The sequence below is a fragment of the Streptomyces sp. NPDC050743 genome, assembly GCF_044456925.1.
Lineage (GTDB): Bacteria > Actinomycetota > Actinomycetes > Streptomycetales > Streptomycetaceae > Streptomyces.
This window is the reverse complement of sequence record NZ_JBITGJ010000032.1, coordinates 24,781-51,648: the sequence shown is the minus strand read 5'-3', so window position 1 is coordinate 51,648 and position 26,868 is coordinate 24,781. Positions and strand designations below refer to the sequence as shown.

The window sequence follows — 26,868 nt, the reverse complement described above, 5'->3', positions numbered from 1 at the left end:
CGTCATGCCCTCGTAGAGTGCCTGGCCGATGCCCTGCACGGCCGATCCGAACGCCTGGCCGTGCACCACGGTGGGATTGAGGACCACTCCGCAGTCGTCGACGGCCACGAGCCGCAGGACGGTCACCGTGCCCAGGTCCGGATCGACCTCGGTGACCGCGGCATGGGTGCCGAAGGGGAACGCCATGCCGGCCTCGTACGTGTCCTCGACGCGCAGCGGGCCGGTCGCCTTCACCAGATCGCCGAGGCTGGTGGCCGCCGAACCGTCGTGGGCGGCGTGCACGCTGCCGTCCGCCCACTCGATCTCGCCGACCGGCAGGCCCCACAGGTCAGCCGCCCGGGTGCGGGCCTCCTCGATCAGGAGGGTCGCGGCGTGCCGGAGCATGGCGCCGGCGACCTGTGCCGAACGGCTGGCGAAGGAGCCCAGTCCTTCGGGCTGTTCGTCGGTGTCGCCCTCGACGAGGCGGACCTGAGCCTGCGGGATGCCGAGGACTTCGGCGACCTGGGCGGGGAAGACCGTCTCGTGCCCCTGGCCGCTGGGGGCCGCGCCGCAGCGGGCGGTGATGCTGCCGTCCTCGTGCACCTCGAGGCTGCCGAACTCGTGCAGGCCACCGGGTTCGCCGCCCGAGCGCTCCACATAGCAGGAGACTCCGATGCCCAGCGGCAGCGCGTCCGGATCCGCGCGGCGGCGGTCCTGTTCCGCGCGCCACTCCTCGTAGCCGAGCGTCTCCAGGGCCAGGTCCAGGGCGGCGGCGTAGTTCCCGCTGTCGTAGCGGCGTCCGGTCGGTGTCTCGTAGGGGAAGGCGTCGGGCGGGATGAGGTTACGCCGCCGCAGCTCGACCGGGTCGATCCCGAGCCGGCGGGCGAGGAGGTCCATCGTCCGCTCGATGGCGGTCGCCGCCTCGGGGCGTCCGGCGCCTCGGTACGGGTAGGTCACCATGGTGTTGGTGAGCACCGAGCGCAAGGTCGCGTGGACGCGTGGGGTGGTGTAGGCGCCGGTCGCCATCCATGCCGTCTGCATGGGCAGTCCCGCGCCGAGGTGCGGATAGGCACCGACGTCGGCGTCGATCGTCAACTCGTAGGCCACCAGGCGCGCTTCGGCATCTGCGGCGAGCCGGACGGTCTGGTCCTGTCCCCTGCCCCGGGTGGCGACGAGCATCGACTCCAGGCGATCTTCGATCCAGCGTACGGGCCGCCCGAGCGTGACGGCCAGGCAGGCGACGACCACGTATTCCGGGAAGCACGCGCTCTTGGACCCGAAGGCGCCTCCCGTGTCGGGTACGACCACCCGGATCCGGTCCGTGGACCAGCCGAGCAGCGCGTCGAGCTCGCGCCGCAACCGGTGCGGCATCTGGTGCCCCGACCACACGGTCAGCCGGTCCCCTTCGGGTACGGCGAGGATGGTGCGGCATTCCATGGGGCTGGGCAGCAGCAGTCGCTGGTGGTACGTGGCCTCGACCACGGCGGCCGCCTCCTGCCAGACGGACGGGGCGATGGGCGCTCCGGCCTCACCCCGCAGGGCGATGTTGCTCAGTCCGTCGAACAGGCGAACGGCGTCGTCGAGCGCCGCGGCGGTTGTCACCACGGCGGGCAGTGGATCGATCGTGACGGTGACCTCGGCGGCTCCGTCCTCGGCCCGGTACCGGTCCGCGCCGAGGACGACGGCCAGTGCCTCTCCCGGATACCGCACCCGGTCCTTCACGAGGGCGGGCCACTCCCGGCCCGCGACGGCGTCCTTGGTGGAAAGCCCGGCCAGCAGGGTGTACGGCACCGGAGGAAGGTCCGGCAGATCCGCGGCCGACCAGGCTCCCACGACCCCGGCGACGTCACGGGCCGCCGTACAGTCCACTGCGCGCAGTACGCCGTGGGCCACCTTGCTTCTCACGAATGCCGCGTCCAGACATCCCGGAACATGGATGTCGGCAACGTACCGGCCCTTCCCGGAAAGCAGCCGCTCGTCCTCGCGTCTTGTCCATCGCTCCACAACAACACCCCGTTCGTGTCTTTGCGGGAATCGACGCCATCGCGAGGGAACGCCGCGCCGGCGGAACTGCACTTCTCGGACACTAACCGAGGGGACAGCGGCGAAGCGGGCGACAGGCGGGTGCTGTGCGCCGTGCGGACGGTTTTGGCAGTCCCCCGACGTTTCGGCATTTTCCTTGCGGCTCCAGCCGATGAGACGAACCCGTGCGCTGAGGGGCACCTACGCGTGCGCTCGCAGACAATGCGGCCCCCGGTTCGGCACCTAGCGTCGACCGCGCACGATTCGGCACGACATCGCGGAGGCACCCATGACCACCAGCTCCAAGCCCACGAGCAGCCAGCCGTGGCTGCATCAGAAGGGCTCGGTCATCCAGGAGTTCGGGACCGTCAAGCAGTTCCCCATCGCTCTGTCCTACGAGACGCGCATGTACTCCTCTCAGCGCCTCAACAAGGTGCTGGCGGACACCCAGATCCTCTACGGCCTCTACAAGAAGCACCACTGGATCATGCGGGGCGCGACCTTCTACCAGCTGCATCTCCTTTTGGACAAGCACGCGGGAGACCAGCTGGAACTCGTCGACACCCTCGCCGAGCGCGTCCAGACGCTGGGCGGTGTCGCCGTGGGCGACGCCCGGCACGTCGCCGAGATCACGTCGATTCCGCGCCCGCCGGACGGTGTGGAGGAGGTCCCGGCCATGCTCTCGCGGCTGCTCGAAGCCCACGAGGTCATCCTGACGGAGGCCCATGACGCGGCCGCCCGCACCGCCGAATTGGGCGACGACGGCACCAACGACCTGCTGGTGTCGCAGATCATCCGCACCGGCGAACTCCAGGCCTGGTTCCTGGCCGAGCACCTGGTCGACACCCCGCTGGTACGCACCTGAGCCGTGCGGCACGCAGAGGGTGTCCCCGCCTCCGACGCGGACCGGAGTCCCGGCCCACACCCGCTGCCCGGTAAGACGGCGCCCTGCGGGCCGCACGGGAGGTAGTCGGTCCTTTCACGCTGCCGCTGAAGAGACCGGTGGGGCCCCGGCGGGCGCCTGTCGTCCCAGGGGCGGCCCGCCCGGCCTCCGAACGAGGTCGTCCGTCTCGGGCACTCCGCGGACCGGGCCGGTAGCGGCTCAGCGGTGCCCCTCGGTCCGGCCTCAGCTCAGGCACAGGTCGGAGAGCCGCCGTTCGAACGCGGTGACGCCGTCCTCGGGTGCCGCCTCGGCCCGACGAGTGTCCACCAGCGGCCGATTCGCCGCCCGCCGGATGCGCACGGACGGGGGGCGGCGACGGGCACGACGGCCCAGCTGTGCCCCGCTCTGCCGGACGGGCGGGCGGCACGGCTGCCTCGTCCTGAAGCGGGGACGGCCCCCCAATCCCACCACGCTCAGCGCCACCATGGCGCGGGCAGGGCCCATGCCAGCACCCTGTGCTCTGGGTGCCACCTCGGCCCGACGGGTGTCCATCAGCGGCCGACCGCCGCACGCCGGATGCGCACGGGCGGGGCGCCGACGGGCACGACGGCCCAGCTGTGCCCCGCTCTGCCGGACGGGCGGGCGGCACGGCTGCCTCGTCCTGAAGCGGGGACGCCCCCCCAATCCCACCACGCTCGGCGCCACCATGGCGCGGGCAGGGCCCATGCCGACGCGCTGTCTGCTCCGGGAACTGTGCGGACCGGACGTCAGGTCGCCAGGTGCGCGCTGCGCCACTGCACCGGTGACATCCCGTACCTTTCACGGAACGCCCGGCTGAAGTGGGAGGGGTTGGAGAAACCCCAGCGGGCGGCCACCGCCGCGATCGACCTGTGGGCCGCGCCGGTCCGGGCGAGTTCCTCGCTTGCCGACTCCAGGCGTCGGGTCCGCACCCAGGCGTTGACGGTGGTGCCATGCGTCTGGAAGAGACGGTGCAGGTAGCGCAGGGAGATGGCGTGCTGGTCGGCGATGTCCTGGGGGGTGAGTCCGGGGTCTTGCAGCCGGGCCTGGACGGATGCCGTGATCCGCTCCCACAGCGCCGGCGCGGGCCGCCTGCCGGCCTGCTCCAGGGCCACGGTGGCCAGGATCTCCGCCGCGTGCCGGGCGAGTTCGTCGCGTCGAGCCGGATGGGCTCTGGTGACCTCCTCGACGAGCCCGCACAGCAGCGGCAGCAGCAGGGCGGCCGCTCCGTGCCCCGTTTCCTCCACCACGGTGGCCGTGAGGGTGGCCAGCTGCGCTTCCTCCAGCCGGAGCAGGGCGCGGGGCATCATGAGGACCCGGGCCCGCTGTCGTTGCGGCACCACGATCCGGTACGGGCGCCGCGCGTCATGGAAGGCCAGTCGGCCGGGCCGGAGTTCAGCGGTGCGGCCGTCCTGGAGCAGCAGTGCGGTGCCGTCCAGTTGCCGGCGCACCAGGATGTGGGTGCTGTGGTCCGCGGCCACCGACCGGGCGCTGCGCAGGATCGTTCCCGGTCCGAACTCCTCGGTGGCGATCTGCAGGGCGCCCAGTCGTTCCGCGGTCAGCTCGCCCGTCCACGGTCGTCCGTGCTCGACGGCGACTTCAAGACCCACGAAGACGTGCGACAGCGCGCGTTGCCAGGCGGCGACGCGATCGCCGGGTGCGAGGCCCCGAGTGGAGAAGGACACTCCCTCGCCGGGTGTGGTGAGCGATCCGGTCAGCACGGCGTTCCTCCGGCCGTACGGCTCCCGCGCTCCCGGTCGAGCCAGTCCGTGGGAGACAGGCCGAAAGAGCTGTGGAACGCCCTGCTGAAACGGGCCGGACTCGTGAAGCCCCAGCGTCGCGCGACCTGGCCCAGGCTGACGGATTGCGGCTCCCGTACGGCGAGTTCCCTGCGGCACTCGTGCAGGCGCAACTCGCGGATCCACCGGCACACGGTGCTGTCCTCGGCTTCGAACAGCCGGTGCAGATAACGGACGGAGATGCCGTGGGCAGCGGCGATGGCCTGGGGCGTCAGGCCGGGATCCGACAGGTGCCAGCGGATGAAGGTCTTGATCCGCAGCAGCAGGATCCGGTCGGCGCCCGGCGACTCGGCCGAGTTCTCACCCAGTTGGTCGGCCGCCGTGGCCGCGATCAGGTCGATGACGCGTTCGGCGAGTCGCTCTGCCACCGGCGTCGCATAGGCCTCGGAGGAGTCGGCCAGCCGTTCCAGCAACGGGGTGAGAAGCGCTGGCAGACCGCCGCCCGGGCGCACGGCCCGTGCGGTGAGGTGCCGCAGATCGGCCTCCGACCGTCCGAGCAGGCCCCGCGGGACCGCGAAGATCTTCAATTGGAAGCGCTCGGGAAAGGTGGCGCGGAAGGGCCGGACGGTCTCGAAGAATCCGATGTCGCCGGCCCGCAACTCGGTGCTGCGGCCGTCCTGTTCGACCTGTGCCCGCCCGGTGCTCTGGAGCGCCACGAAGACGTCCCGCCCGTCGCCGCGGGCGATGAAGCGCGGCGACCGGTGGACGCGGCCCGGGTCGCATTCCACCGTGGTGATCCGCAGGTCCCCCAGGTGGTCGGTGCGCAGGGCGGCGTCGTAGGTGCGGCCGTCGGTGGCGATGTCCATGCCCACCAGGGTCGCGAGCACGGCGTCGTGCCAGAAGTCCAGGCTGTCGCGCGGCGGAACCGAGCGGGTGCTCAGCACCTGGCCGCGGGGACTGGCGTAGGGGGCCGGAGACCGGCGTCTCTCCTCGAAGAAGTCGATGACGGTTGGCATGGTGTGAGCATGCCGTGAAGGTGCGGGCCGGTGCATCAGTCGGTCGACTGGTCCCCGGGCCGCGCCGCGCCCCTCAGCGCATTCGGGCCCGCAGGAAGGCGCAACCGGTCGCCAGCGCCGCCCGCGTGGGCGCGCTGTCGTACAGGGCGTGCAGCGCCACGAAGTCGTGGATGGTGCCGAGGAACCGTACGGCGGACGCGTCGACGCCGGCCGTGCGCAGGTTTCGCGCGTACTGCTCGCCCTCGTCCCGGGCCACGTCGGCCTCGGCGGTGACGACCAGCGCCGGCGGCAACCCCACCAGGTCCTCGGTGCGCGCCCGCAGCGGGGACGCGGTGGGCTCGTCCCGCTGAGCGGGGTCCGTGACGTAGCGGGCCCAGTACGCGCGCAGCGCCCGGCGGCCGAGCAGGTATCCGGTGGCGAACCGGCGTTGCGAGGGGCTGTCGCAGCGTGCGTCGGTGAGCGGGTAGTAGAGCAGCTGTGCGCTGAGCCGTGGCCCGCCCCGGGACTTCGCCAGCATGGTCACGGCGGCGGCCAGTGTGGCTCCGGCGCAGTCGCCGGCCACGGCCAGCCGGCGCGCGTCCAAGCCGAGTTCGCCGGCCCGGGAGACCGCCCAGTCGAGCAGCGCGTAGCACTCCTCCAGCGCCACGGGGTAGCGGGCTTCGGGGGTGCGGCTGTACTCGGGGACGACGGCGCACACGCCCGCGCCGTCGACGAGCTCGCCGATGAGGCGGGCGTGGGTCTGGGCGTCGCCGAGCGTCCACCGGCCGCCGTGGAGGTACAGCAGGGCGGGGAGCGGCCCGGTCGCACCGGCCGGGCGTGCGGTCCAGAAGCCGAGCAGGCCGAACGGGCCGACGGATGCCACGCGGTAGACCGCGTCCACGTCGAAGTCCTCGAAGCGGTCAACCTGGCTCTCGCGCAGCGCCTGGCGCGCCGTGTCGGGGGCGAGGTCGTCCAGCGACGGGGGCGCGGCGGACGCGGTGACGAGTCGCTGCACCACGGGGTCGAGGAGGACGGCCGCACGGGAGTCGTCGCCCGGTCTGTCCCCGGAGGCACCCGGCATCTCGCACTCTCCTCTGGCTGGCCGCCGCCACTCGTCGGCAGGTCCGCGGGGAACCGGCCGGTCCCCGCCTCATCTGTCCTGAAGCAGATCACGCAGTTGCTGGCGGCGGCTAATGCCGAGCTTCGGGTAGACGTTGTACAGGTGTGAGCCCACGGTACGCGGCGAGAGGAAGAGCCGTTCCCCGATCTCCCGGTTCGACAGGCCGCAGGCGGCCAGCTGGACGATCTGCCGCTGCTGTGCCGTCAACTGCACGAGCAGGTCCGGGGCGTCGGGGGTGGGTGCCGCTCCGCTGGCGCGCAGTTCTCGGGCGGCGGCCGCGGCGAGGGCGCCCGCGCCGAGGTGTTCGGCGGTTTCCAGCACGGTGGTCAGCTGCCCGCGCGCCTCGCGGGTGCGGCGGCAGCGCCGCAGCCAGATGCCGTAGTTGAGGCGGGCGTGGGCGCGTTCCCACGGCCACCGGTCCGCCTCATGGTTGACCAGTGCGAGCTGGAAGTGCTGCTCGGGGTCTTCACCAGGGCCGACCAGGGCCGTGGCGTGGTGCAGGAGCAGCGTCATCCTGGTGCTCGGCCGGTCCCCCTGCTCCGCCCGGACCCGTTCCAGGATCGGCACGACCTCCTGCGACCGGCCGGTCCGCTGGGCGGCGGCGGCGAGTTCGGCGATGCTCCGGGGCGACAGGAAGGGGTGCAGCGGCGTTGCGTCGGCGGTGAACAGCTCGCGCAGGTGCCGCCAGCCGCCGTCCGCGTCACCCACCGCGAGGCAGGCGAGTCCACGGGCGCGCAGCAGGCGGGCGTGCGTGGCCCGGTTCTCGTCCAGACTGACGGCGCGCCAGACCGCAGAGGTCAGCCAGGGCTCCGGGGGTACGGCTCCGCGCAGCGCGTGCAGGATGAGGGCCTGCGCCTCCAGATCCGCCTGGAGACGCGGCAGCCGCAGCACCGCGGCCTCGGCCCCGGCTTCCCGGAGCAGGGGCTCGGCCTCGGTGAACCGGCCGGTGTTCACGAGGGTGTCCAGCAGGGGTGGGAGCGACCAGGCGCGCAGGCCGAAGGCGCCGGCGGCCCGCAGCCGGGCGTCGGCCTCGCGCAGCCGGCCCAAGCACTCGTCCGCCTGATCAGCGTGGTAGGCGAGTGAGGCGAGAGCCATACGGCAGGCCAGGGCGTCCGGGGCATCCAGCGGCACGCCCTGCGGGCGGCCGAGGCGCGACAGCAGGTGCCTGGCGGAGTCCGGCCGGATCACCGCGGTGACCAGGGCCTCCAGCGCCTGCTGTGTGTCCGGCGTGTCCAGCGGGCCCAGAGGGCCCAGGGGTCCGGTCAGCTGAGCCTGTGTCTGTTCGGTCTGCCCGGCCGCCGTCCGGGCGCGGTCGAGCAGCGTGGACAGGGCCGCCCGGTGCTCGGGCAGACCGGACTGGGCGGCGATGCTCGACGCTAGGGCCGTCAGCGCGAGGGCGACCGGCCGGCCGACCGCGGAGAAATGCTTCGAGACGTTCGCCAGAACGTCGAAGGCCTCGTGCTGTGCGGCCTCCTGGGAGAGGGCCGAGGCCAGGGCGCCGGCCGCGACACAGGCGAGTTCCGGAGCCGTGGAGTCCTGGACGAGCCGGTCGTGCAGGTCCCGTACCCAGACGGGGTCTCCCACCGTGTGCGCCGCAGCCAGTGCCTCGGCGACACGGCGGGCGCGGTCCTCCCGGCGGGGGCTGAGCCGGGCCGCCTGCTCCAGGGTGCGCGCGGCGCCGACGGCGTCTTTCGGCCGCCATGCGGCGTCCTCGAGCGCTGCGGCCACCGGCTCGCTGGTCCCGAGGGTGGCGGCGGCCAGATGGCGGGCCCTGCTCTCCGGCCGCGTGACGACCCGGGCGAGGTCCCGATGGGCCTGCCGGCGCTCACCCGCCGGGAGCCGCGAGAGGGCGGCCGACCGTGCCAGCGGATGCCGGAAGACGAGGCGGTCCTCGGCCAGCGAGACCAGACCGTCCGCCTCCGCCGGGGCCCATACCGCGAGGTCGTCGGTGCCCAGCGCGGCCATGAGCGCGGCGACGCTCTCCCCCGGGCCCGCCGCCGCGGCGTACAGCAGGGCCCGTCCCGTCTCGGGGGGTAGCGTGTCGAGTCGGGTCGCGAAGACGTCTGCCGCGGGCCGGTGCCACGCGGTTGCGACGCCGGGACGTCCCGCTCGGGCCTGTGCGCAGGCACGACGACTCAGCTCGACCAGGGCCAGCGGGTTGCCCTCGGCTTCTTCAAGGATCTCCAGCCTGCGGCGGCCCGTGGGCGCTGCCGGCTGCCGGTCCAGCAACGCCGCGGCCGAGGTGGCGCTCAGCGGGCCCAGCCGCAGGCTCTCCGTACCGGGGGGCAGGCCGGGCAGGGGCGCCTCGCCGCGTGCGGTGAGCAGCACCCTGACCGGTCGAGTGGTCAGGAGCCGGGTGGCCGCGCAGAGCGCGTCGAGGAAGGCGCGGTCACAGGCGTGGGCGTCGTCCACACACACCAGTAACGGCCTGGACAGGGCGAGTCGGTCCAGCAACGCCAGTACGGCGGCCCGCACCTGCCCGTCGTCCGGCCCGCCGTCCTGGGCGGCGGGGTTCAGGGCGGCGCTCAGCACCCGGCCGTGTGCGGCGGGCAGGCCGGACAGGTCCTCCAGGACCGGCGCGAGCAGCTGCTGCAAGCAGGCACGAGCGGGCCGGCGGTCCGCGGCCCAGCTCTGCGCCGACAGGACGAGCATGCCGTCGCCGGCGGCCAGTTCACGGGCGTGGCGGAGCAAGGCCGTACGCCCGATCCCCTCCTCCCCGAGGAGCAGCAACGCCTGCGGACCACCGGGCTGCCGCGTCACGCACTGCGTGATCCGCTCGATCTCGCCGTCCCGGCCCAGTGGACGCGACGCCGCCGTGCGGCAGGACCGGCGGGCGGCTTCCTCGCGGGCCGCCGACCGGGGTGGGTGGACCGTCATGCATGTACTCCGGACCTGCTCGGCTGCCCAGGCTGTGGGCGTGTTCCCTGGCCGCGTTCATGATTCGGGGCACCGGGGTCGCCGCGCTTCTGTCATATGACCAGTCGTCCGCCGGTTCCGGCCCTGACCGGCGCCGGGACCACGGGCTGCCGGCTCTGCGGCGGCTCTGCGCGCGCGGTCGGCGGTACGACGGCTTGCGCGCCTGCGGTCGGTCGCGGCCTGACAGGATGGCCGGGGTCATGATCACCGGCTGGAGGAGAACACCTTGGTGCACGTGGGTCCCGATTACCCTGCCGACCCGGGCATCCTGGGGCGGGCCGCGGAGCTGTCCCGGATCGAGGAACTGCTCGGGGCGGTGGACGGCGCCGGCCCGCAGGTGCTGGTGCTGACCGGGGAGCCGGGAGCGGGCAAGAGCACCCTCGTCGACTGGGCCGCCGATCAGGGCCGGGCCCGCGGTCTGCGGACTTTGCGGGCGCGGGGCAGCGAGGGCGAGGCCGGACTGGGGCTTTCGGGCATCCACCAGCTTGTGCACCCGCTCTTGCCCGGCGACACGCTGCCCGCCCGGCAGCGAGCGGCCCTCGACCGCGCCTTCGGGCTGACGGCGGCTCCGGGCGAGGTCTCTCTCGACCAGCTGTCGCTGTGCATCGGCGTGCTCGCCCTCATCGGCGACGCCGCCGCACGCCGGCCGCTGCTCCTGCTGGTGGACGACGCCCAGTGGCTCGACCTCGGCTCGGTGGACGTGCTGGGATTCGTCGCCCGGCGCCTGGCGGACAAGCCGGTGGTGATGCTGCTCGCCGCCCGCGAGGAGTCCGTGCCGGCCCGCTTCGACCGGGACTTCCCGCAGGTGACCGTCGGCCCGCTGAGCCGGGCGGCGGCGGGGCTGCTGCTGGACGCGCAGCCGAACCCGCCCCTCGGCAGGGCCCGCACGCAGATCCTGCAGCAGGCGGCCGGCAATCCGCTTGCCCTGATCGAGTTGCCCCGGGCCCTCGCCCGGGGCCGTACCGGCGGCGGTCAGGACGGCGGCACCGCCCTGCCGCTCACCGCACGCCTGGAGAACCTGTTCGCCGCCGACCTGCCCGGACTGCCCGAGTCCACGCGCGAGGCACTGCTCCTGCTCGCCGCCGCGGGGACGGAACACCTGGCCGACCTGGCGCGCGCCGCCCCGTCGTTGGACGTCGTACGGGCGCTGGACCCCGCTGAGCGCGTCGGGCTGGTCCGGATCGAGGACGGTCAGGTGCTGCTCCGCCACCCGCTGATCCGCTCGGCCGTCTACCAGGCGGCTTCCTTCGCCGAGCGCCGGCAGGCCCATCTCGCGCTGGCCTCCGCTCTCGCCGGGGAACCGGACCGCCGTGCCTGGCACCTGGCCGCGGCGGCGACGGGGCAGGACGCCGAGGTCGCCGGCGGCTTGGCGGAAAGCGCCGAGCGCGCCCGCGCCCGGGGTGGGTACGCGGCGGCCGCGGCGGCGCTGGAACGCGCCGCGGACCTGACCCCGGCACCGGAGCTGCGCGCCCGGCGCCTGCTGATGGCCGCCCAGGCGGCCATGTTCGCCGGCCACCCGCAGTGGGTCGGCGAGATCAGCGGCCGGGTCGGCGGCCTGACCGAGGACGCGCGGCTGCGTGCCGAGGCCTCCCTCCTGGGCGGATGGGCCCTGGGTGTCACGCTCCGCCACGACGAGGCGCTGGCGCTGTTGCTCGGCGTCGCCGAAGCCACCGCCGTCTCGGCGCCAGACCTGGCGATCGGCACCCTGGCCACCGCCGCGACGTCCGTCTACAACTCCGGGGCGGCGTTCCACCGGACCGAACTGCGCCGGATCGGCGCCCTGATCGACGAAACGGACGACCCCGCCAGCCTCGCCTGGTCCCAGGCGGCCATCGACCCGCACCGCCAACGGACAAGACTGCTCGGCCTGTTGAAGGACGGGCTGGCCGTCATGTCACCGGACTCGCTGGGGGACCTCACGGCGCTCGGCGGCACGACCTGGATCTTGGACGAGACCGAACAGGCCGTGCGCATACTCGGCCGGACCATGGACGTCATACGCCGCGCCGGCAGCGCGGGCACGAACGCGACCGTCACGCAGGCGCTCGCCCTCGCCCTGTTCGAAAGCGGTTCCTGGACGGCGGCCCAGGACGCGGCGGACGACGCGTTCTGGATGGCGACCGAGGCAGGAGCCGACAACGTGACCCTGGGCTCCTGCATCCTCCAGGCCACCCTGCGGGCCCTGCGGGGTGACCACGCCGTCGCACGCACACAGGTCATGGAAGCCGTACGGGGCGTCGACCTGCGCAGATCACTGAGCCTTCAGGTCCGGCACCGGCACGCCCTGGGCATGGCCGCGTTCGTCGCCGGTGATCACGCCGACGCCTACGAACAGCTGCGCGCGACCTTCACCCGCGATTTCCGCCCCGCTCCCGTCCACTACCACGCCTCCCTGTACTACCTGGGCGATCTGGCCGCCGCGGCGGTCCGCGCCGGTCGCGGGGACGACGCACGCACGGTGGTCGACGCCGTCGAGGACAGCCTGGAACCGGTCAGGTCACCTCGGCTGGCCGCCGTCCTCCACCGGGCCGCCGCCCTGCTGAGCGACACCGACGACGCCGAGGACCACTTCCGTGCCGCCCTCGCCGGCTCCGCCGTCGACTGCTGGCCCTTCGAGAAGGCGCTCACCCAGCTCGACTTCGGGGAGTGGCTGCGCCGACGCCGCCGCAGCGCCGAGGCACGCCCGCACCTCAACGCGGCGCTGGAGTGCTTCCAACGGCTCGATGCCCGGCCCTGGGCCGACCGCACCGCCGCCGAACTACGGGCAGCGGGAGCTCCGGCGTCAGCGGCGACGACCCCGAGTGCGACGGGCGAACTCACCGCACAGGAACGCCAGATCGCCGAACTGGCCGCACAGGGCCTGACCAACCGCGACATCGCGGCCCGCCTGTACCTCTCCCCCCGCACCGTCGGCTACCACCTGCACAAGATCTTCCCCAAGCTGGGCATCCACGCCAGAGCCCAACTCCGCGACGCCCTTTCGCAGGATCCGGCCCAGTGACGGGATGCCGGGCCACCGCGCGTACGTCCGTACGGTGCCCGGCTACCCGGCCACCCCGACGGCAGCCGCGGCCACGGCGACGACCAGACCCGAGGTGATGAGCACGACGACCACCCGCCGGGCGCGTTCGGTGTCGAGTGGTTGCCGTTCCACGCGCAACTCCGCCCAGTGGTGCGCTGCCTCACGCGTCTCACGGCGGCGCTGCACGGCCGCGCCGGCCCGGAACCCCAGCGTGACGGCAACGCCGGCCCCGGCCGCGGCGGAGGGTGTCCACCACCCTTCGCAGACGAGCAGCAGTACGGCGACCACCCCTGCCGTGGTCCAGCCGCTGAGGCAGGCCGCGGCGGCCCGGCGGTGCGAGAGGGGCCGGTCGGCCCCTGCGCGCAGGTCCGCGAGCGCCGGCAGGTACCAGACGCACCCGGCCGCGGTCACCGCGGCGACCCCCAGGGCGAGGACGGCTCGGGCCATGTCTACTTCGCCGCCTCGAGCGCCGCGATCTCCGGATGGTGCAGGTCGAAGGCCGGGGACTCGCTGCGGATCCGAGGCAGCGAGACGAAGTTGTGGCGCGGCGGCGGGCAGGAGGTCGCCCACTCCAGTGAACGGCCGTAGCCCCAGGGGTCGTCGGCCTCGACCGGCTCGCCGTACTTCGCGGTCTTCCAGACGTTGTAGAAGAACGGCAGGATCGACAGGCCGAGCAGGAACGAACCGATCGTCGAAATGGTGTTGAGAGCGGTGAAGCCGTCGGCGGCCAGGTAGTCGGCGTAGCGGCGGGGCATACCCTCGGCGCCCAGCCAGTGCTGGACCAGGAACGTGGTGTGGAAGCCGACCGTGAGCGTCCAGAACGTGATCTTGCCCAGGCGCTCGTCGAGCATCTTGCCGGTGAACTTGGGCCACCAGAAGTGGAATCCGGCGAACATCGCGTACACGACCGTACCGAAGACCGTGTAGTGGAAGTGCGCGACGACGAAGTACGAGTCGGAGAGGTGGAAGTCCATCGGCGGCGAGGCCAGGATCACTCCGGTCAGTCCGCCGAAGAGGAAGGTGATCAGGAAACCCGTGGTCCACAGCATCGGTGTCTCGAAGGACAGCGAGCCCTTCCACATCGTGCCGATCCAGTTGAAGAACTTCACCCCGGTCGGCACCGCGATCAGGAAGGTCATGAAGGAGAAGAACGGCAGCAGGACGCCGCCCGTGACGTACATGTGGTGCGCCCACACCGTCACCGACAGGCCTGCGATCGCGATCGTCGCCGCGATCAGTCCCATGTAGCCGAACATGGGCTTGCGGGCGAAGACCGGGATGACCTCGGAGACGATGCCGAAGAACGGCAGCGCCAGGATGTACACCTCGGGATGGCCGAAGAACCAGAAGAGGTGCTGCCACAGCAGGGCCCCGCCGTTGGCCGCGTCGAAGACGTGGGCGCCGAACTTGCGGTCCATCTCGAGGGCGAACAGCGCGGCCGCCAGGACCGGGAAGACGATCAGGACCAGCACCGCGGTCAGCAGCACGTTCCAGGTGAAGATCGGCATCCGGAACATGGTCATGCCCGGCGCCCGCATGCAGACGATCGTGGTGATGAAGTTGACCGCGCCCAGGATCGAGCCGAAGCCGGACAGCGCCACACCCATGATCCACAGGTCGGCGCCGAGGCCCGGCGAGTGGACGGCGTCGGACAGCGGGGCGTACAGGAACCAGCCGAAGTCCGCGGCACCTCCCGGGGTCAGGAACCCGAAGGCCGCGATCGACGAGCCGAACAGGAAGAGCCAGTAGGCCAGCATGTTCAGGCGCGGGAACGCCACGTCGGGCGCGCCGATCTGGAGCGGCATGATCCAGTTGGCGAAGCCGGTGAACAGCGGCATCGCGAACATCAGCAGCATGATCGAGCCGTGCATGGTGAAGGCCTGGTTGAACTGCTCGTTCGACACGATCTGCAGGCCCGGCCGGGCCAGCTCGGCGCGCATCAGCAGGGCCATCACACCGCCGACGATGAAGAAGGCGAACGCGGTGACCAGGTACATCGTCCCGATCTTCTTGTGGTCGGTGGTCGTCAGCCACTCCGCCCACGACGGCCGTCCGCTCGCCGCCTGTTCCGTTCGCCCGGCTGTCCCGACGGCCACGGATACCGCCGCCGCGTCCCTCGGCCGTGCCGACCTCACCTGCTGTACCTGCGTCTCGTCCACCGGACGACGTCCTCCCCTGCTGTCACGGAAAACCGCGAACCGGGAAGGGGCCACTGGTGCGGGTATGCGGGTGTGGGGCCGGCCTTCCCGGCCGCCGCCTCATGATCGTCGGAGAGGTACCGGGGCCGGATAGGGCCGAACAGCCCCGGATCAGTCGTCGCCGGGGGCCCAATGGCCCTCTTCGGGCCGCGCCGGGCGCAGCCGCCCGGGGCCGCTTACGACACGATCCAGCCGTCCCGCGCTCGGCGTGTCCGGCAAGGCTGCCGGGGCCCGGCCACCAGGCGGCCGCGGCTGGAGTCCACCCGCGCCGCCCATTGCGGTGGCCGTCGCTACGACCGCGGCTCACCGTGTGACTGGGCGGCCTTGAGGTCGGCGAGCAGTTCTGCCTGACCGGCCAGCACACCGGAGAGGATGGTGCGGGCGACCCGGAGAAGCTCGGCGACGTGGGGGCTGGTCAGGGAGTAGTACACGGCCGAGCCCTCCTTCCGTGTCTTGACCAGGTTCGCGCGCCGCAGGACGGCCAACTGCTGGGACAGGTGCGCGGGCTCGATGCCCACCTCGGGCAGCATCTCGGCGACCGCGTGCTCGCGCTCGCTCAGCAGCTCAAGGACACGGATGCGAGCCGGGTGACCGAGCGTCTTGAAGAACTCGGCCTTCAGTTGGTACAGCGGCGTACTCATCGAGCCGTCTCCTTCTCGACACCACAGTACGGTCCCGCCGGCCGGGCCCCGGCGCATCGCATCCACCCACTCGTCACACACATGCGGCCCATCCTCGCCTGCGCAACCGGCCGGACCCAAGCCGCCCACCGAGGAGCCGGGCCGCCGAACCCAGCGGCGACCACGGCGCGGCACAGGCATGACGTCATCCATGGGGGCTCGGGTCACTCCCCCAGTCGGTCTCCCGCCGGCCGGCCCGTCGTACGCCACACATGGCGCCCGTCCACCCGCTCCGCGGACTCCGCTCCGTGCGCGGCGAGTGCCGTGGCCAGGTCCGCGTGAACCGGGATGGGCGGGCAGTCCCCGTCCGGGACGAGGGATCCGTCGGCGGGGATGGCGGCCAGTTCCAGGCCCCGGCCCGCCCCCGCGAGGCGGCGGGCGGCATCGGCGATGGCCAGTTGACCCTCGGCCGACCAGCCGCGCAGCCGGGTCAGGTCGACGATCACCGGGCCGGTACCGCGGGCGACGGCCCAGCCGATGGCGCCGTTGAAGCGCCGGACGGCATCCGGGTTCAGACATCCGGCGACGGACAGGATGCCGCGGTGCTCCTCGGCCGTGTACCGCCAGTCGATGGTCATGGTGGTGAACTTCCTTGTGCAGGTGGCCGGTCGGGCGCTCGTAGGGATCAGAGGGGCAGGGTGATCCATATGCTCTTGCCGCCGCCGTCGGCGTCCCTGCGGACGACTGCGGTGCCGCTCAGGCCGGTGACGAGTTCCATGACCGTGGCGAGACCGCCCGTACGCCCGCTCGCCACTGATCCGTGCAACGGCGGCTGGTAGGGATGGCGGTCGTGGACGGCGAAGGCCAGGCAGTCCCTGCCCGCCGCGTAGATCACCGTGAGCTGCGGGGAGAGGGCGGCCGCGTGCCGGACGCCGTTGGTGACGAGCTCGCTGAGGATCAGCAGGGCCGGGTCCACCGTGGGGTGTCGCAGTCCGATTCCCCACTCCACCAGGGCCAGCTCCGCGGTCTGACGGGCCAGCCGGACAGCGGACGGTTCGCTGGGCACCGTGAGTACGTGCCGGTACGGCAGGACTTCCAGCTGCGTCGACATCAGACCTCCGCGCGGGCCAGACGGAACCCGGTGACGTTTTTGGGGTGGATGCGCAGGACCGTGTCGTGCGGGCCGTGGACCCAGCCGGCCAGCGTGCGCCGGTAGTGGGCGATCTCGTCGCGATCCGTGATCACCTCGGCGGGGCCGGCCACGGTCGCGGTCCAGCCCGTACCGGTCGCTTCCTGGATCTCGTCCACGTGGTACATCGCGGTCGCGGGCACCGTCGCGCTCGGGGCAGGGGTTCGTACGACCAGCCGGCCGTACTGGAACACGTGCCGGGCCGGGCGGACGACGGTCTGCTCCCGCAGTACGTACACCAGGCGTCCCAGGCTGCCGCCCTCCAGCAGCCACAACGCCTCGGCGCCGGACAGTTCGAGCATGCGCAGCGGGGCGGGAGACGTGCTCATCGGACGGCTTCCTCGGACTTGGGGTCGGACTGGGGGCCGGGCGTGCGACCGGTCCCGGGAGCGGGGATGGCGGGCAGGACTCCGGCGTTCTCCAGGTGGTCGCGGGCGGCACGGATCGCCTCGGGCGTGGTGGCGTACTCCCCGCCCTCGCGGCGCAGCAGCCGCAGTGCACCGACGGAGTCGAGGACCTGGCGCTGGCCGGGGCGAATGCCGGAGGCGAGGACGAGGATGCCGCGCCGGTTCAGCTTCTCGACCGCGTCCTTGAGGACCAGCGCACCGGTCGCGTCCATGGTCGACACGCGGGACATGCGCAGGATCACCACCCGGACGTCCGCCACCTCGGTCAGCTCCAGCAGGAAGCGGTGGGCGGCGGCGAAGAACAGCGGCCCGTCGATGCGGTAGGCGACGATGTGCTCGGCGAGCAGGGCGTGTTCCTCGGCGCTGTGGTCGCCCTGGTCGAGCGGCACCTGGTCGAGGCGGGCCTGTTGGGCCACCGCGCGCAGGGCGAGGGCGCCCGCGACGACCAGGCCGATGATCACGGCGTAGACGAGGTCCAGGGCGAGCGTCGCGACGGCGGTCAGCACGAGTATCACCGCGTCCGAGCGGGTCGCCTTCGCCATCGCCCGCAGTGAGCCGACCTCCACCATGCGGATGGCCGTGGCCAGCAGGACACCGGCGAGGGCGGCGAGAGGGATCTTCGACACGAGGGGCGCGGCGGCGAAGACGATCACCGCGAGGACGGCGGCGTGCGTGAGCGCGGCGAGCCGGGAGCTCGCGCCGGTGCGGACGTTGACGGCGGTGCGGGCGATCGCGCCGGTCGCCGGGACGCCGCCGAACAGCGGGGCGGCGATGTTGGCCAGGCCCTGGCCGAACAGCTCGCGGTCCGGGTCGTGCTTCTGTCCCACGGTCATGCCGTCGGCGACCGATGCCGACAGCAGCGACTCCAGCGCGGCCAGGGCCGCGACCGCGACGGCCGGGGCCAGCAGGGTGCCGAGGGACCCCACGTCGAGGAAGGACAGCGAGGGCACGGGCAGCCCCGCGGGCAGCGCGCCGATCGGTTGCGCCGCGTCCAGCCCGGCCGCCTGGGCCACGATCGTCGCGGCGACCACCGCGACGATGGAGAAGGGGACCGTCGGCCGCCACCGGCCGCCCGCCAGCATGACCACGGCCACGCCGACCGCGAAGGCGAGGGCGGTCCAGTCGGGGGCCTTCGCGAACTCCTCGACCGCCCGCCAGGTGACGACCAGGACGCGGTCGCCGTCCGGCTTGGGCACGCCCAGGGCGTTCGGGATCTGCTGGAGTCCGATCACGCAGGCGATGCCGAGCGTGAAGCCCTCGACGACGGGCGCGGGCACGTACTGCATGTACTTGCCGGCGCGCAGCGCGGCGAGCGCGACGAGCATCACGCCGGCCATCACGCCGACGGTGAGCACGCCGGTCGGGCCGTACCTGCCGACGATCGGCACGAGTACGACCGTCATCGCGCCGGTCGGCCCCGACACCTGGAGGTTCGAACCGCCGAAGACGGCGGCGAGCGCGCCGGCGACCACCGCGGTCGCCAGTCCCGCTTCCGCGCCCAGCCCGGAGGAGACTCCGAATCCCAGCGCGAGTGGCAGCGCCACGATCGCCACGGTCAGTCCGGCCAGCAGGTCCCGGCGCGGGTCGCGTCGTATCTGGTCGAGATCGGCGCCGGAGGGCAGCAGCGAGAGGATCCGGGTCCGGGCCCGGTTGGTGCCGGAGGTCATCGCGCGGTGCCCTGCGCTTCCCGGAGTTCGGCCAGCAGCTCGTTCCGCCCTGCCAGCATCTCGGTCAGGATTCGACGCGCGGCCTTCATCAGGTCCGCGACGTCTCCGCCGGCCAGCTCGTAGACGACCGTGGAGCCCTCCCGGGTGGCGGTGACGATGCCGGAGCGGCGCAGGACCGCCAGCTGCTGCGACAGGGCGGACGGCTCCACCTCTATCTCGGCGAGCAGGTCCCGCACCGGCTTCGGCCCGTCCTGCAGGAGCTCCAGCACCCGGATGCGCACGGGGTGACCGAGCATGCGGAAGAACTCGGCCTTGGCCTGGTACAGCGGAACGGACACGACCCCTCGGCTTCCCCTCGGACCCCCACCCGGGGGCGGACGCGAACGGCTGTGCCCGCGGCTACCTGCAGGCACAGCCAACTCAGCATCTAACCAATTGCGAAATTTTGCAATTCCGCATCAGGGTGCTCCGATGCCGCCCTGGTCCGGCAGGGCGGGAGCGATCAGGCCTTCTTGACCACGCTGGACTTGAGCTGCATCGCCCCGAAGCCCTCGATCCTGCAGTCGATGTCGTGCCCGTCCACCCCGTCGACCAGCCGGATGTTGCGCACCTTCGTTCCGGCCTTGATCCCGGAGGGGCTCCCCTTCACCTTGAGCGCCTTCACGACGACCACGGAGTCGCCGTCCTGCAGCACGTTGCCGACGGAGTCCCTGACGACCCGCTCCCCGGCGGCGTCCCCGCCTTCTGCCCCGCTCTGTGCGGGAACCCATTCGTGGCCGCACTCCGGGCAGACCACAAGGGAGTTCATCTCATAGGTGTACTCACAGGAGCACTTCGGACAGGGAGGAAGATTCTCGTTCATCCGGCCAGCGTATCCGGCCGCGGCATCCGCCCCGAGCCGGCGAGAACCGCCCCCTCTGGTACCAGACCGACCGCTCCGGAATTCAGTGCCCGTCCTGCTTGCGCCGGTGCCGGTTGGTGAGCCCTTCGCCGATCAGGGCGAGGATCTCCCGCTCCCGGCCGGTCAGGCCCGGCAGACCGTCCGGCTCCCGCTCCTGCCGCTGACCGCCGCGCAGCCGGGCCGCCAGCTTGGAGGTCAGCATCAGGCAGGTCAGCTCGGGCATCCGGGAGCGCAGTTCCCGGCAGGGTCACGCCGTCGCCGTCGGGCAGGCGGACGTCGAGCACGGCCACCTGCGGGCGCAGCGCGGGGACACGGGCCAAGGCCTGCTCCACCGTGCGGGCCTCGCCGACCACGCTGATGTCCGGCTCGTCGTCCAGCAGGTCGCGCACGCCGCGCCGCACCACCTCGTGGTCGTCCAGCAGGAAGACCCGGATCGGGCTGCCCTGCTCGCCGTCCGCCCTCGGTTGCTCCTCGTTTCCGCGTTCCGTGCCGATGTCCGCTCGTGGCTGGGACCGGCGTTCCCGCCGCGATCGTCCTCACCGCCGGGACGCAGTGCCAGGGCCGTTCGGCCCTCTTTCCCGCACCGTCTCCCGCAGGGCCGGGACCGCGCCGCCGCGGTCCGCCCAGGCGGCGAAGGCCGCGCGGCCCGGCTCCGGGGGCCGGACAGCCCTGGGTCACCCCTGCCGACGGCCGGCGGTCCGTGGCCGCCTTCCCGACGCGCACGCGTGTTTCGTGCAGGGGAGCGCGCGGATCGTGCAGGAGTTCACGCGGACGTCATTCGCATACTCGGTGGCTCAAGGAACCGACGGGACCGGATGACACGCGGAGGCAGAGTTCCATGCGGACGTTCGTCTATACATCCCACCCGGCGCGGGTGGTCTTCGGTGCCGGCACGGTCGGCCGACTCGGCGAGGAGGTCGGGCGGCTCGGCTGCTCCCGGGTGCTGCTGCTGTCCAGCGGGCCCCTCGCGGCGGCCTCCGCACGGGTCCGCCAGGCGCTCGGCGGCCTGCTGGCGGCGGAGTTCGACGGCGCGGCCATGCACACGCCGGTGGAGGTGACCGAGCGGGCTCTCGAGGTGCTCAGGGAGTCCTCGGCGGACTGCGTGGTCGCCGTCGGTGGTGGTTCGACCACGGGGCTGTCGAAGGCGCTGGCCCTGCGTACGGGACTGCCGCAGGTGATCCTGCCGACCACCTACGCCGGCTCCGAGGTGACCCCTGTGCTCGGCGAGACCCGGGACGGGCGCAAGGTCACGCAGTCGTCGCCTGAGATCCTGCCCGAGACGGTGATCTACGACGTCGACTTCACCCTCACCCTGCCGCTGTCCATGTCGGTCACGAGCGGCGTCAACGCGCTCGCCCACGCGGTCGAGGCTCTGTACTCCGCCGACGCGAACCCCGTTACCGACCAGCAGGCCCTCGACGCGATCTCCCGCATCGCCCGGGCGCTCCCCCGACTCGCCGCCGACCCGGCCGATCTGGACGCGCGTGCCGACCTGCTGCACGCGGCCTGGCTCGCCGGGACCTGCCTCGCCACCGTCGGTATGGGCCTGCACCACAAGCTGTGCCACACCCTCGGCGGCAGCTTCGACCTGCCGCACGCCGAGACGCACACCGTCGTCCTGCCGCACGCCATGGCCTACAACGCGCCCGCGGTGCCCGACGTGATGCGCCGCATCGCCGACGCGCTCGGCGTGCCCGACGCCCCCAGCGGCGTGTACGACCTGGTCGCCTCCCTGGGCGGCCCCACCTCGCTGCGCGACCTCGGCATGCCGGAGTCCGGCCTGGCCCGCGCGACCGAGCTGGCCACGTCGACGCCGTACCCGAACCCGCGCGAGCTGACCGGCGAGGGCATCGAGGAACTGCTGGCCGGCGCCTGGCACGGACACCGCCCGGAGGGTCCCCCCTCCACGGAGGCCCAGCTGGCCGGTCTCACCGAACGCGTCGTGGCGAGCTTCGCGCAGGCTTCTGACCCGCGCGTCCGCACCTTGCTGAGCGACCTGGTCCGGCATCTGCACACCTTCGTCGCCACCAACGACGTCACTGAGGGCGAGTGGCAGTACGCCGTCGACTTCCTCACCCGCACCGGCCAGATCTGCAGCCCGACCCGCCAGGAGTTCGTGCTGCTGTCGGACACCCTCGGCGTCTCCAGCGCCGTGGATCTGCTCACCAACTCCCGTACGCCCAACACCACTCCGTCGGCAGTGCTCGGTCCCTTCTATGTGGAGGGCCCGCCCGAGACCGCCAACGACGGGGACATCTCCGGAGGACTGCCCGGCATCCCGCTCTGGGTGGACGCGCGGGTCACGGACACCGACGGTGAGCCGATCAAGGGCGCGATCGTGGATGTGTGGCAGTCCAACAAGGACGGCTTCTACGACGTCCAACTCCCCGAGCTGGAAGGGCCGGTGCTGCGCGGCCGGCTGCGCACCGACGCCGAGGGGCGGATCACGTTCTGGTCCATCCTGCCCTCGGAGTACCCGATCCCAGGGGACGGACCGGTCGGGCAGATGCTCGACGCGATCGGGCGCCACCCCTACCGCGCGCCCCACCTGCACTTCATGTTCGACGCGCCAGGCCACCGCCGGCTCATCACACAGCTGTTCGTGTCGGGCGGCGCCTACATGGACAGCGACACCGTCTTCGGCGTCAAGGACGAGCTCATCGTCGACTTCGCGCCGCAGACCGGCCCCACCCCCGACGGCCGCCAGGTCGACGGTGAGTGGCGCCAGCTCGAATACACCTTCCGTCTCGCCCCACTGGCCGGATGACCGAGGAGCGCCCACCCATGACCACGACCGAAGCGCACGACACGTACGACACCGACGTCCTCGTCGTCGGCAGCGGCCCCGCCGGCGGTTCCGCCGCGCTGCTGCTGGCCACCTACGGCATCCGCACCCTGCTGGTGACGAAGTACGGCTGGCTGGCGAACACCCCGCGTGCGCACATCACCAACCAGCGCACCATGGAGGTCCTGCGCGACCTCGGGGTGGAAGCGGAGGCGCTGGCCGTAGGCAGCCCCTCCCACCTCATGGGCGACACGGTGCTGTGCACCGCGCTGAGCGGGCACGAGATCGGCCGCATCCGCAGCTGGGGCACGGGCCCGGCGACGGCCAGCGAATACGCGGTGAAGAGCCCCTGCGAGATGATCGACCTGCCGCAGACCTACCTGGAACCGATCCTGGTGAACAACGCGGCGGCCCGCGGCGCCAAGGTGCGCTTCGACACCGAGTTCCTCAGCTTCACCCAGGACGAGAACGGCGTCACCGCGCTGCTGCGCGACCGGGTCCGCGGCGACGAGTTCACCGTACGGGCCCGCTATCTGATCGGCGCGGACGGCGGGCGCAGCGCGGTCGCCGAGCAGCTCGGCCTCCCCTTCGAGGGCCAAATGGCCAAGGCCGGCAGCATGAACATCGTCTTCAAGGCCGACCTCACCCGGTACTGCGCGCACCGGCCGAGTGTCCTGTACTGGGTGCTGCAGCCCGGGGCGGAGACCGGCGGCATCGGCATGGGCCTGGTCCGCATGGTCCGCCCGTGGAACGAGTGGCTGCTGGTGTGGGGGTACGACATCGAGCAGCCGCCGCCGGAGGTGGACGCGGAGTCGGCGCGGCAGATCGTGCGCGACCTCATCGGTGATCCCGACCTGCCGGTGGAGATCACGTCGACCTCGCTGTGGACCGTCAACCACAGCTACGCCTCGGCGTTTTCGTCGGGGAGGGTCTTCTGTGCGGGCGACGCGGTGCACCGGCACCCGCCGTCCAACGGGCTCGGCTCCAACACGTCCGTCCAGGACGCGTACAACCTCGCCTGGAAGCTCGCCATGGTGATCCGCGGCGAGGCCGGCCCCGAACTGCTGGAGACCTACTCCGCCGAACGGGCCCCCGTCGGGCGGCAGATCGTCGAGCGGGCCAACCTCAGCCGCGACCAGTTCGGCCCGATCTTCGAGGTGCTCGGCATCGGTGGCGGCGCCGACCACGCGGCGATCGCCGAGGGGCTCGACGCGATATCCGCGCCGACACCCGAGGGCGCCAAGAAGCGGCGCCTGCTCGAAGAGGCGATCCAGCTCAAGAACTACGAGTTCAACGCGCACGGCGTCGAGATGAACCAGCGTTACGTCTCCTCGGCGGTGCTTCCCGACGACGGGCCCGACGAAGTCTGGGCAGAGGACCGGGAGTTGGTGGCCCAGCCGACCACCCGGCCCGGCGCGAAACTGCCGCACGCGTGGCTCGTCGACGAGCAGGGCGAGCGCCTGTCCACGCTGGACGTCGTCGGCGACGGCACCTTCACCGTGCTGACCGGCCTGTCGGGTGGCGTCTGGGACTCGGCCGCGACCGCGTGCCGGACAGAACTCGGCGTCCCGCTGCGGGTGGTGCGCATCGGTGCCGACAACTCCCGTGACCCGTACGGCGAATGGAGCCGCGTCAGCGAGATCGCCGAGGACGGTGTGCTGCTGGTGCGCCCGGACGGACACGTCGCCTGGCGCCGCGCCACCGCCCCCGAGACCGCGCAGTCGGCCCAGGACGAGCTGCTCGGCGCGCTGCGCCGGGTGCTGGCCCGGTAGGGCTGAACGGAAGAGAACGGAAGAGACCGGGATGGACAAGGTGATGGCCACGGCCGAGGAGGCCCTGGCGGACGTGACGGACGGACGGTCGTTCGCCGTCGGCGGCTTCGGGCTGAGCGGCGTCCCCGAGGTGCTCATCGGCGCCCTGTACGAGAGCGGGGCGAGCGGCCTGACGGTCGTGTCGAACAACTGCGGCGTCGACGGCCGCGGCCTCGGCGTCCTGCTGGCCGCCGGCCGCATCGCCCGGGTCACGGGCTCGTACATCGGCGAGAACAAGGAGTTCGCCCGCCAGTACCTCGCGGGCGAGCTGGAGGTCGAACTGACGCCGCAGGGCACGCTCGCCGAGCGGCTGCGCGCGGGCGGCGCGGGCATCCCGGCCTTCTACACCCCGGCTGGCGTCGGCACCCAGGTCGCCGAGGGCGGACTGCCGTGGCGCTACGCCCCGGACGGTTCGGTCGCCGTGGCCTCGCCGCCCAAGGAGGCGCGGACCTTCGACGGCGTGGACCACATCCTGGAACACGCCATCACCACGGACTACGCCCTGGTCAGGGCGGCGCGCGGGGACCGCCACGGCAACCTCGTCTTCCGGCGCGCGGCCCGCAACTTCAACCCGCTGGCGGCCATGGCCGGGCGCATCACCGTCGCCGAGGTGGAGGAGCTGGTCGAGCCGGGCGTGCTCGGCCCCGACGAGATCCATCTGCCGGGGGTGTTCGTGCAGCGCGTCGTGGCGCTGAGCCCCGAGCAGGCGGCCGACAAGGGAATCGAGAAGAGGACGGTGCGCGAGCGATGAGCTGGAGCAGGGACGAGATGGCGGCGCGCGCCGCGAGCGAGCTGCGGGACGGCGACTACGTGAACCTGGGCATCGGACTGCCCACGCGAGTGGCCGACTTCCTGCCACCGGGTGTCGATGTCGTCCTGCACTCGGAGAACGGACTGCTCGGCGTCGGGCCGTACCCGTCGCCCGACGAGGTCGACGCCGACCTCATCAACGCGGGCAAGGAGACGGTGACCGTACGGCCGGGGGCGTCCTTCTTCGACTCCTCGCTCTCCTTCGGCATGATCCGCGGCGGGCACATCGACACCGCCATCCTGGGCGCGCTGCAGGTCTCGGTCCGCGGCGACCTCGCCAACTGGGCGGTCCCCGGAAAGATGATCAAGGGGATGGGCGGTGCGATGGACCTCGTGCACGGCGCCGGCCGGGTCGTCGTGCTCATGGAGCACCTGACGAAGGACGGCAACTCCAAGATCGTCCAGGAGTGCACGCTGCCGCTGACGGGCCGCGCCTGCGTGGACCGGATCATCACCGATCTGTGCGTCCTGGACGTCACTCCCGACGGGCTCGAACTCATCGAGACCGCACCGGGCGTGACGGCCGATCAGATCACCGCCCTTACGCCCTTCCTCGTCAGTCCTGTTGGGAGCAACCGATGATCGAGCGACCGCGTGACGTGTACGTCGTCGACGCCGTCCGTACCCCGTTCGGCCGCTACGGCGGTGCCCTGGCGGGCGTGCGCCCGGACGACCTGGCCGCCGGTGTGCTGCGCGCCCTGGTCGGCCGCAGCCCCGGCCTGGACCCCGCGCGGATCGACGACGTGCTGCTCGGCAACGCCAACGGCGCGGGCGAGGACAACCGCGATGTGGCCCGCATGGCCGTCCTGCTCGCCGGACTCCCGGTCAGCGTGCCCGGCGCCACGGTCAACCGGCTGTGCGGATCCGGGATGGAGGCCGTCATCCAGGCGGCCCGCGCCATCGCGCTCGGCGACGCGTCGATCGCGGTGGCGGGCGGTGTGGAGTCCATGAGCCGCGCGCCCTGGGTGCTGCCGAAGCCGGAGCGGGCCTTCCCGGCGAAGGACCAGCAGCTGTACTCGACCACGCTCGGCTGGCGGATGGTGAACCCGCGGATGCCGGCGGAGTGGACGATCCCGCTCGGCGAGAGCGCGGAGCTCGTCGGCGCCAAGTACGCCGTCACCCGGGACGCACAGGACGCGTTCGCCCTGGCCAGCCACCGCAACGCCGCCCGCGCCTGGCGCGAGGGCCGGTACGCGGGAGAGGTCGTCCCCGTCGAGGGCGTGGACCTGCCCCGTGACGAGGGCATCCGGGACGACACCTCCCTGGAGGCGCTCGCCCGGCTCAGGCCGGCCTTCGTCGCGGACGGCACGATCACGGCGGGCAACGCCTCGCCGCTCAACGACGGGGCGGCCGCACTGCTGCTCGCCGACGAGGAGGGGCTCGCGGCGATCGGGCGCGAGCCGCTGGCCCGGGTCCGGGCGGCGGCGGTGACGGGCATCGAGCCGCAGTACTTCGGGCTCGGGCCGGTCGACGCCATCCGCAAGGTGCTCGCCAAGGCGGCGGTCGCTCCCGGCGATCTGCACACGGTCGAGCTGAACGAGGCCTACGCGGCCCAGGCGCTGGCCTGCCTGGCCGCGCTGCCGGAACTCGACCCCGAGGTGGTCAACCCGCGCGGCGGCGCCATCGCCATCGGCCACCCGCTGGGCGCGTCGGGCGCCCGTATCACCGGAGCGGTCGCGCACCAGCTGGCCGCGGCGGGCAGCGGCACGGGCCTGGCGGCGCTGTGCATCGGGGTGGGCCAGGCGCTGGCCCTGGTACTGGAGCGCTGAGGGGAGGCCGCGAGGGG

At 72.6% G+C, this 26,868-nt stretch carries 20 protein-coding genes and 2 pseudogenes; 7 read left to right on the top strand and 15 right to left on the bottom strand.

Going from position 1 to position 26,868, the window contains the following annotated elements; translation table 11 throughout:
* Positions 1-57: 57 nt before the first annotated feature.
* Positions 58-1,983 (bottom strand): annotated as a pseudogene (locus tag ACIBJF_RS27445) (xanthine dehydrogenase family protein molybdopterin-binding subunit); the annotation flags it as partial.
* A 307-nt stretch (positions 1,984-2,290) separates the two neighbouring features.
* Here ACIBJF_RS27445 and ACIBJF_RS27440 point away from each other — a divergent pair.
* Complete coding sequence (locus ACIBJF_RS27440) at positions 2,291-2,866, top strand: Dps family protein (protein WP_399177606.1); 576 nt, start codon at positions 2,291-2,293, stop codon at positions 2,864-2,866.
* 785 nt (positions 2,867-3,651) lie between these two features.
* Here ACIBJF_RS27440 and ACIBJF_RS27435 read toward each other — a convergent pair.
* From ACIBJF_RS27435 to ACIBJF_RS27420, 4 genes are all read right to left on the bottom strand, one after another.
* Entirely contained in the window at positions 3,652-4,623 is a 972-nt protein-coding gene (locus ACIBJF_RS27435) for a helix-turn-helix domain-containing protein (RefSeq protein WP_399177604.1), read from the bottom strand.
* On the bottom strand, positions 4,617-5,657 hold the full coding sequence (locus tag ACIBJF_RS27430) for a helix-turn-helix domain-containing protein (RefSeq protein ID WP_399177602.1): 1,041 nt from the start codon (positions 5,655-5,657) through the stop codon (positions 4,617-4,619). Before ACIBJF_RS27430 ends, ACIBJF_RS27435 begins: the two co-directional genes overlap by 7 nt.
* A 73-nt stretch (positions 5,658-5,730) precedes the next feature.
* The gene (locus tag ACIBJF_RS27425; protein ID WP_399177600.1) at positions 5,731-6,717 is read right to left on the bottom strand and encodes an alpha/beta hydrolase; all 987 of its coding nucleotides are present in this window, start codon (positions 6,715-6,717) and stop codon (positions 5,731-5,733) included.
* Between the two features lie 69 nt (positions 6,718-6,786).
* Entirely contained in the window at positions 6,787-9,633 is a 2,847-nt protein-coding gene (locus ACIBJF_RS27420) for an AAA family ATPase (RefSeq protein ID WP_399177598.1), read from the bottom strand.
* 268 nt (positions 9,634-9,901) lie between these two features.
* On the opposite strand from ACIBJF_RS27420, the gene ACIBJF_RS27415 reads away from it, so the two are divergent.
* Positions 9,902-12,673: an AAA family ATPase gene (locus ACIBJF_RS27415; RefSeq protein WP_399177670.1), complete on the top strand. Its 2,772-nt coding sequence runs from the start codon at positions 9,902-9,904 to the stop codon at positions 12,671-12,673.
* A gap of 42 nt (positions 12,674-12,715) precedes the next feature.
* On the opposite strand, the gene ACIBJF_RS27410 is transcribed toward ACIBJF_RS27415, so the two are convergent.
* From ACIBJF_RS27410 to ACIBJF_RS27365, 10 genes and pseudogenes are all read right to left on the bottom strand, one after another.
* Positions 12,716-13,141 (bottom strand): hypothetical protein, encoded by a 426-nt coding sequence (locus ACIBJF_RS27410; RefSeq protein ID WP_399177596.1) that lies wholly within the window; start codon positions 13,139-13,141, stop codon positions 12,716-12,718.
* A 2-nt stretch (positions 13,142-13,143) separates the two neighbouring features.
* Complete coding sequence (gene ctaD, locus ACIBJF_RS27405) at positions 13,144-14,853, bottom strand: cytochrome c oxidase subunit I (protein ID WP_399177594.1); 1,710 nt, start codon at positions 14,851-14,853, stop codon at positions 13,144-13,146.
* Between the two features lie 329 nt (positions 14,854-15,182).
* The gene (locus ACIBJF_RS27400; protein ID WP_399177592.1) at positions 15,183-15,533 is read right to left on the bottom strand and encodes an ArsR/SmtB family transcription factor; all 351 of its coding nucleotides are present in this window, start codon (positions 15,531-15,533) and stop codon (positions 15,183-15,185) included.
* Positions 15,534-15,736: 203 nt separating this feature from the next.
* Positions 15,737-16,150 (bottom strand): anti-sigma factor antagonist, encoded by a 414-nt coding sequence (locus tag ACIBJF_RS27395; RefSeq protein WP_399177591.1) that lies wholly within the window; start codon positions 16,148-16,150, stop codon positions 15,737-15,739.
* Positions 16,151-16,197: 47 nt separating this feature from the next.
* Complete coding sequence (locus tag ACIBJF_RS27390) at positions 16,198-16,623, bottom strand: ATP-binding protein (protein ID WP_399177588.1); 426 nt, start codon at positions 16,621-16,623, stop codon at positions 16,198-16,200.
* Positions 16,623-17,030 carry a pyridoxamine 5'-phosphate oxidase family protein gene (locus tag ACIBJF_RS27385; protein ID WP_399177585.1) on the bottom strand — a complete coding sequence of 136 codons (408 nt, stop codon included), beginning with the start codon at positions 17,028-17,030 and terminating at the stop codon, positions 16,623-16,625. The genes ACIBJF_RS27390 and ACIBJF_RS27385 overlap by 1 nt, the downstream gene beginning before the upstream one ends.
* A complete protein-coding gene (locus ACIBJF_RS27380) occupies positions 17,027-18,775 on the bottom strand; it encodes a SulP family inorganic anion transporter (RefSeq protein ID WP_399177583.1) in 1,749 nt (582 codons plus the stop codon). Before ACIBJF_RS27380 ends, ACIBJF_RS27385 begins: the two co-directional genes overlap by 4 nt.
* Complete coding sequence (locus ACIBJF_RS27375) at positions 18,772-19,113, bottom strand: ArsR/SmtB family transcription factor (RefSeq protein WP_399177581.1); 342 nt, start codon at positions 19,111-19,113, stop codon at positions 18,772-18,774. Before ACIBJF_RS27375 ends, ACIBJF_RS27380 begins: the two co-directional genes overlap by 4 nt.
* A 164-nt stretch (positions 19,114-19,277) precedes the next feature.
* Complete coding sequence (locus ACIBJF_RS27370; protein WP_399177580.1) at positions 19,278-19,637, bottom strand: zinc ribbon domain-containing protein YjdM; 360 nt, start codon at positions 19,635-19,637, stop codon at positions 19,278-19,280.
* A 109-nt stretch (positions 19,638-19,746) separates the two neighbouring features.
* A pseudogene (locus ACIBJF_RS27365) lies at positions 19,747-20,170 on the bottom strand (response regulator); the annotation flags it as partial.
* A 344-nt stretch (positions 20,171-20,514) separates the two neighbouring features.
* On the opposite strand from ACIBJF_RS27365, the gene ACIBJF_RS27360 reads away from it, so the two are divergent.
* Genes ACIBJF_RS27360 through ACIBJF_RS27340 form a run of 5 tightly spaced genes read left to right on the top strand, consistent with a single transcriptional unit; the run spans position 20,515 to position 26,851 of the window.
* Positions 20,515-22,443 carry a maleylacetate reductase and hydroxyquinol 1,2-dioxygenase domain-containing protein gene (locus tag ACIBJF_RS27360; protein ID WP_399177578.1) on the top strand — a complete coding sequence of 643 codons (1,929 nt, stop codon included), beginning with the start codon at positions 20,515-20,517 and terminating at the stop codon, positions 22,441-22,443.
* Between the two features lie 17 nt (positions 22,444-22,460).
* Positions 22,461-24,233 carry an FAD-dependent oxidoreductase gene (locus tag ACIBJF_RS27355; protein ID WP_399177577.1) on the top strand — a complete coding sequence of 591 codons (1,773 nt, stop codon included), beginning with the start codon at positions 22,461-22,463 and terminating at the stop codon, positions 24,231-24,233.
* A gap of 31 nt (positions 24,234-24,264) precedes the next feature.
* A complete protein-coding gene (locus ACIBJF_RS27350; RefSeq protein ID WP_399177575.1) occupies positions 24,265-25,023 on the top strand; it encodes a CoA transferase subunit A in 759 nt (252 codons plus the stop codon).
* Complete coding sequence (locus ACIBJF_RS27345) at positions 25,020-25,664, top strand: CoA transferase subunit B (protein WP_399177573.1); 645 nt, start codon at positions 25,020-25,022, stop codon at positions 25,662-25,664. Before ACIBJF_RS27350 ends, ACIBJF_RS27345 begins: the two co-directional genes overlap by 4 nt.
* On the top strand, positions 25,661-26,851 hold the full coding sequence (locus tag ACIBJF_RS27340; protein WP_399177571.1) for a thiolase family protein: 1,191 nt from the start codon (positions 25,661-25,663) through the stop codon (positions 26,849-26,851). The genes ACIBJF_RS27345 and ACIBJF_RS27340 overlap by 4 nt, the downstream gene beginning before the upstream one ends.
* Positions 26,852-26,868 lie beyond the last annotated feature (17 nt).

Coding starts and splice junctions, on each gene's coding strand:
- ACIBJF_RS27370 (WP_399177580.1), bottom strand. CDS start 19,637: ATGAACGAGAATCTTCCTCCCTGTCCGAAGTGCTCCTGTGAGTACACC.
- ACIBJF_RS27400 (WP_399177592.1), bottom strand. CDS start 15,533: ATGAGTACGCCGCTGTACCAACTGAAGGCCGAGTTCTTCAAGACGCTC.
- ACIBJF_RS27420 (WP_399177598.1), bottom strand. CDS start 9,633: ATGACGGTCCACCCACCCCGGTCGGCGGCCCGCGAGGAAGCCGCCCGC.
- ACIBJF_RS27380 (WP_399177583.1), bottom strand. CDS start 18,775: ATGACCTCCGGCACCAACCGGGCCCGGACCCGGATCCTCTCGCTGCTG.
- ACIBJF_RS27345 (WP_399177573.1), top strand. CDS start 25,020: ATGAGCTGGAGCAGGGACGAGATGGCGGCGCGCGCCGCGAGCGAGCTG.
- ACIBJF_RS27360 (WP_399177578.1), top strand. CDS start 20,515: ATGCGGACGTTCGTCTATACATCCCACCCGGCGCGGGTGGTCTTCGGT.
- ACIBJF_RS27395 (WP_399177591.1), bottom strand. CDS start 16,150: ATGACCATCGACTGGCGGTACACGGCCGAGGAGCACCGCGGCATCCTG.
- ACIBJF_RS27355 (WP_399177577.1), top strand. CDS start 22,461: ATGACCACGACCGAAGCGCACGACACGTACGACACCGACGTCCTCGTC.
- ACIBJF_RS27350 (WP_399177575.1), top strand. CDS start 24,265: ATGGACAAGGTGATGGCCACGGCCGAGGAGGCCCTGGCGGACGTGACG.
- ACIBJF_RS27440 (WP_399177606.1), top strand. CDS start 2,291: ATGACCACCAGCTCCAAGCCCACGAGCAGCCAGCCGTGGCTGCATCAG.
- ACIBJF_RS27340 (WP_399177571.1), top strand. CDS start 25,661: ATGATCGAGCGACCGCGTGACGTGTACGTCGTCGACGCCGTCCGTACC.
- ACIBJF_RS27410 (WP_399177596.1), bottom strand. CDS start 13,141: ATGGCCCGAGCCGTCCTCGCCCTGGGGGTCGCCGCGGTGACCGCGGCC.
- ACIBJF_RS27430 (WP_399177602.1), bottom strand. CDS start 5,657: ATGCCAACCGTCATCGACTTCTTCGAGGAGAGACGCCGGTCTCCGGCC.
- ACIBJF_RS27425 (WP_399177600.1), bottom strand. CDS start 6,717: ATGCCGGGTGCCTCCGGGGACAGACCGGGCGACGACTCCCGTGCGGCC.
- ACIBJF_RS27390 (WP_399177588.1), bottom strand. CDS start 16,623: ATGTCGACGCAGCTGGAAGTCCTGCCGTACCGGCACGTACTCACGGTG.
- ACIBJF_RS27385 (WP_399177585.1), bottom strand. CDS start 17,030: ATGAGCACGTCTCCCGCCCCGCTGCGCATGCTCGAACTGTCCGGCGCC.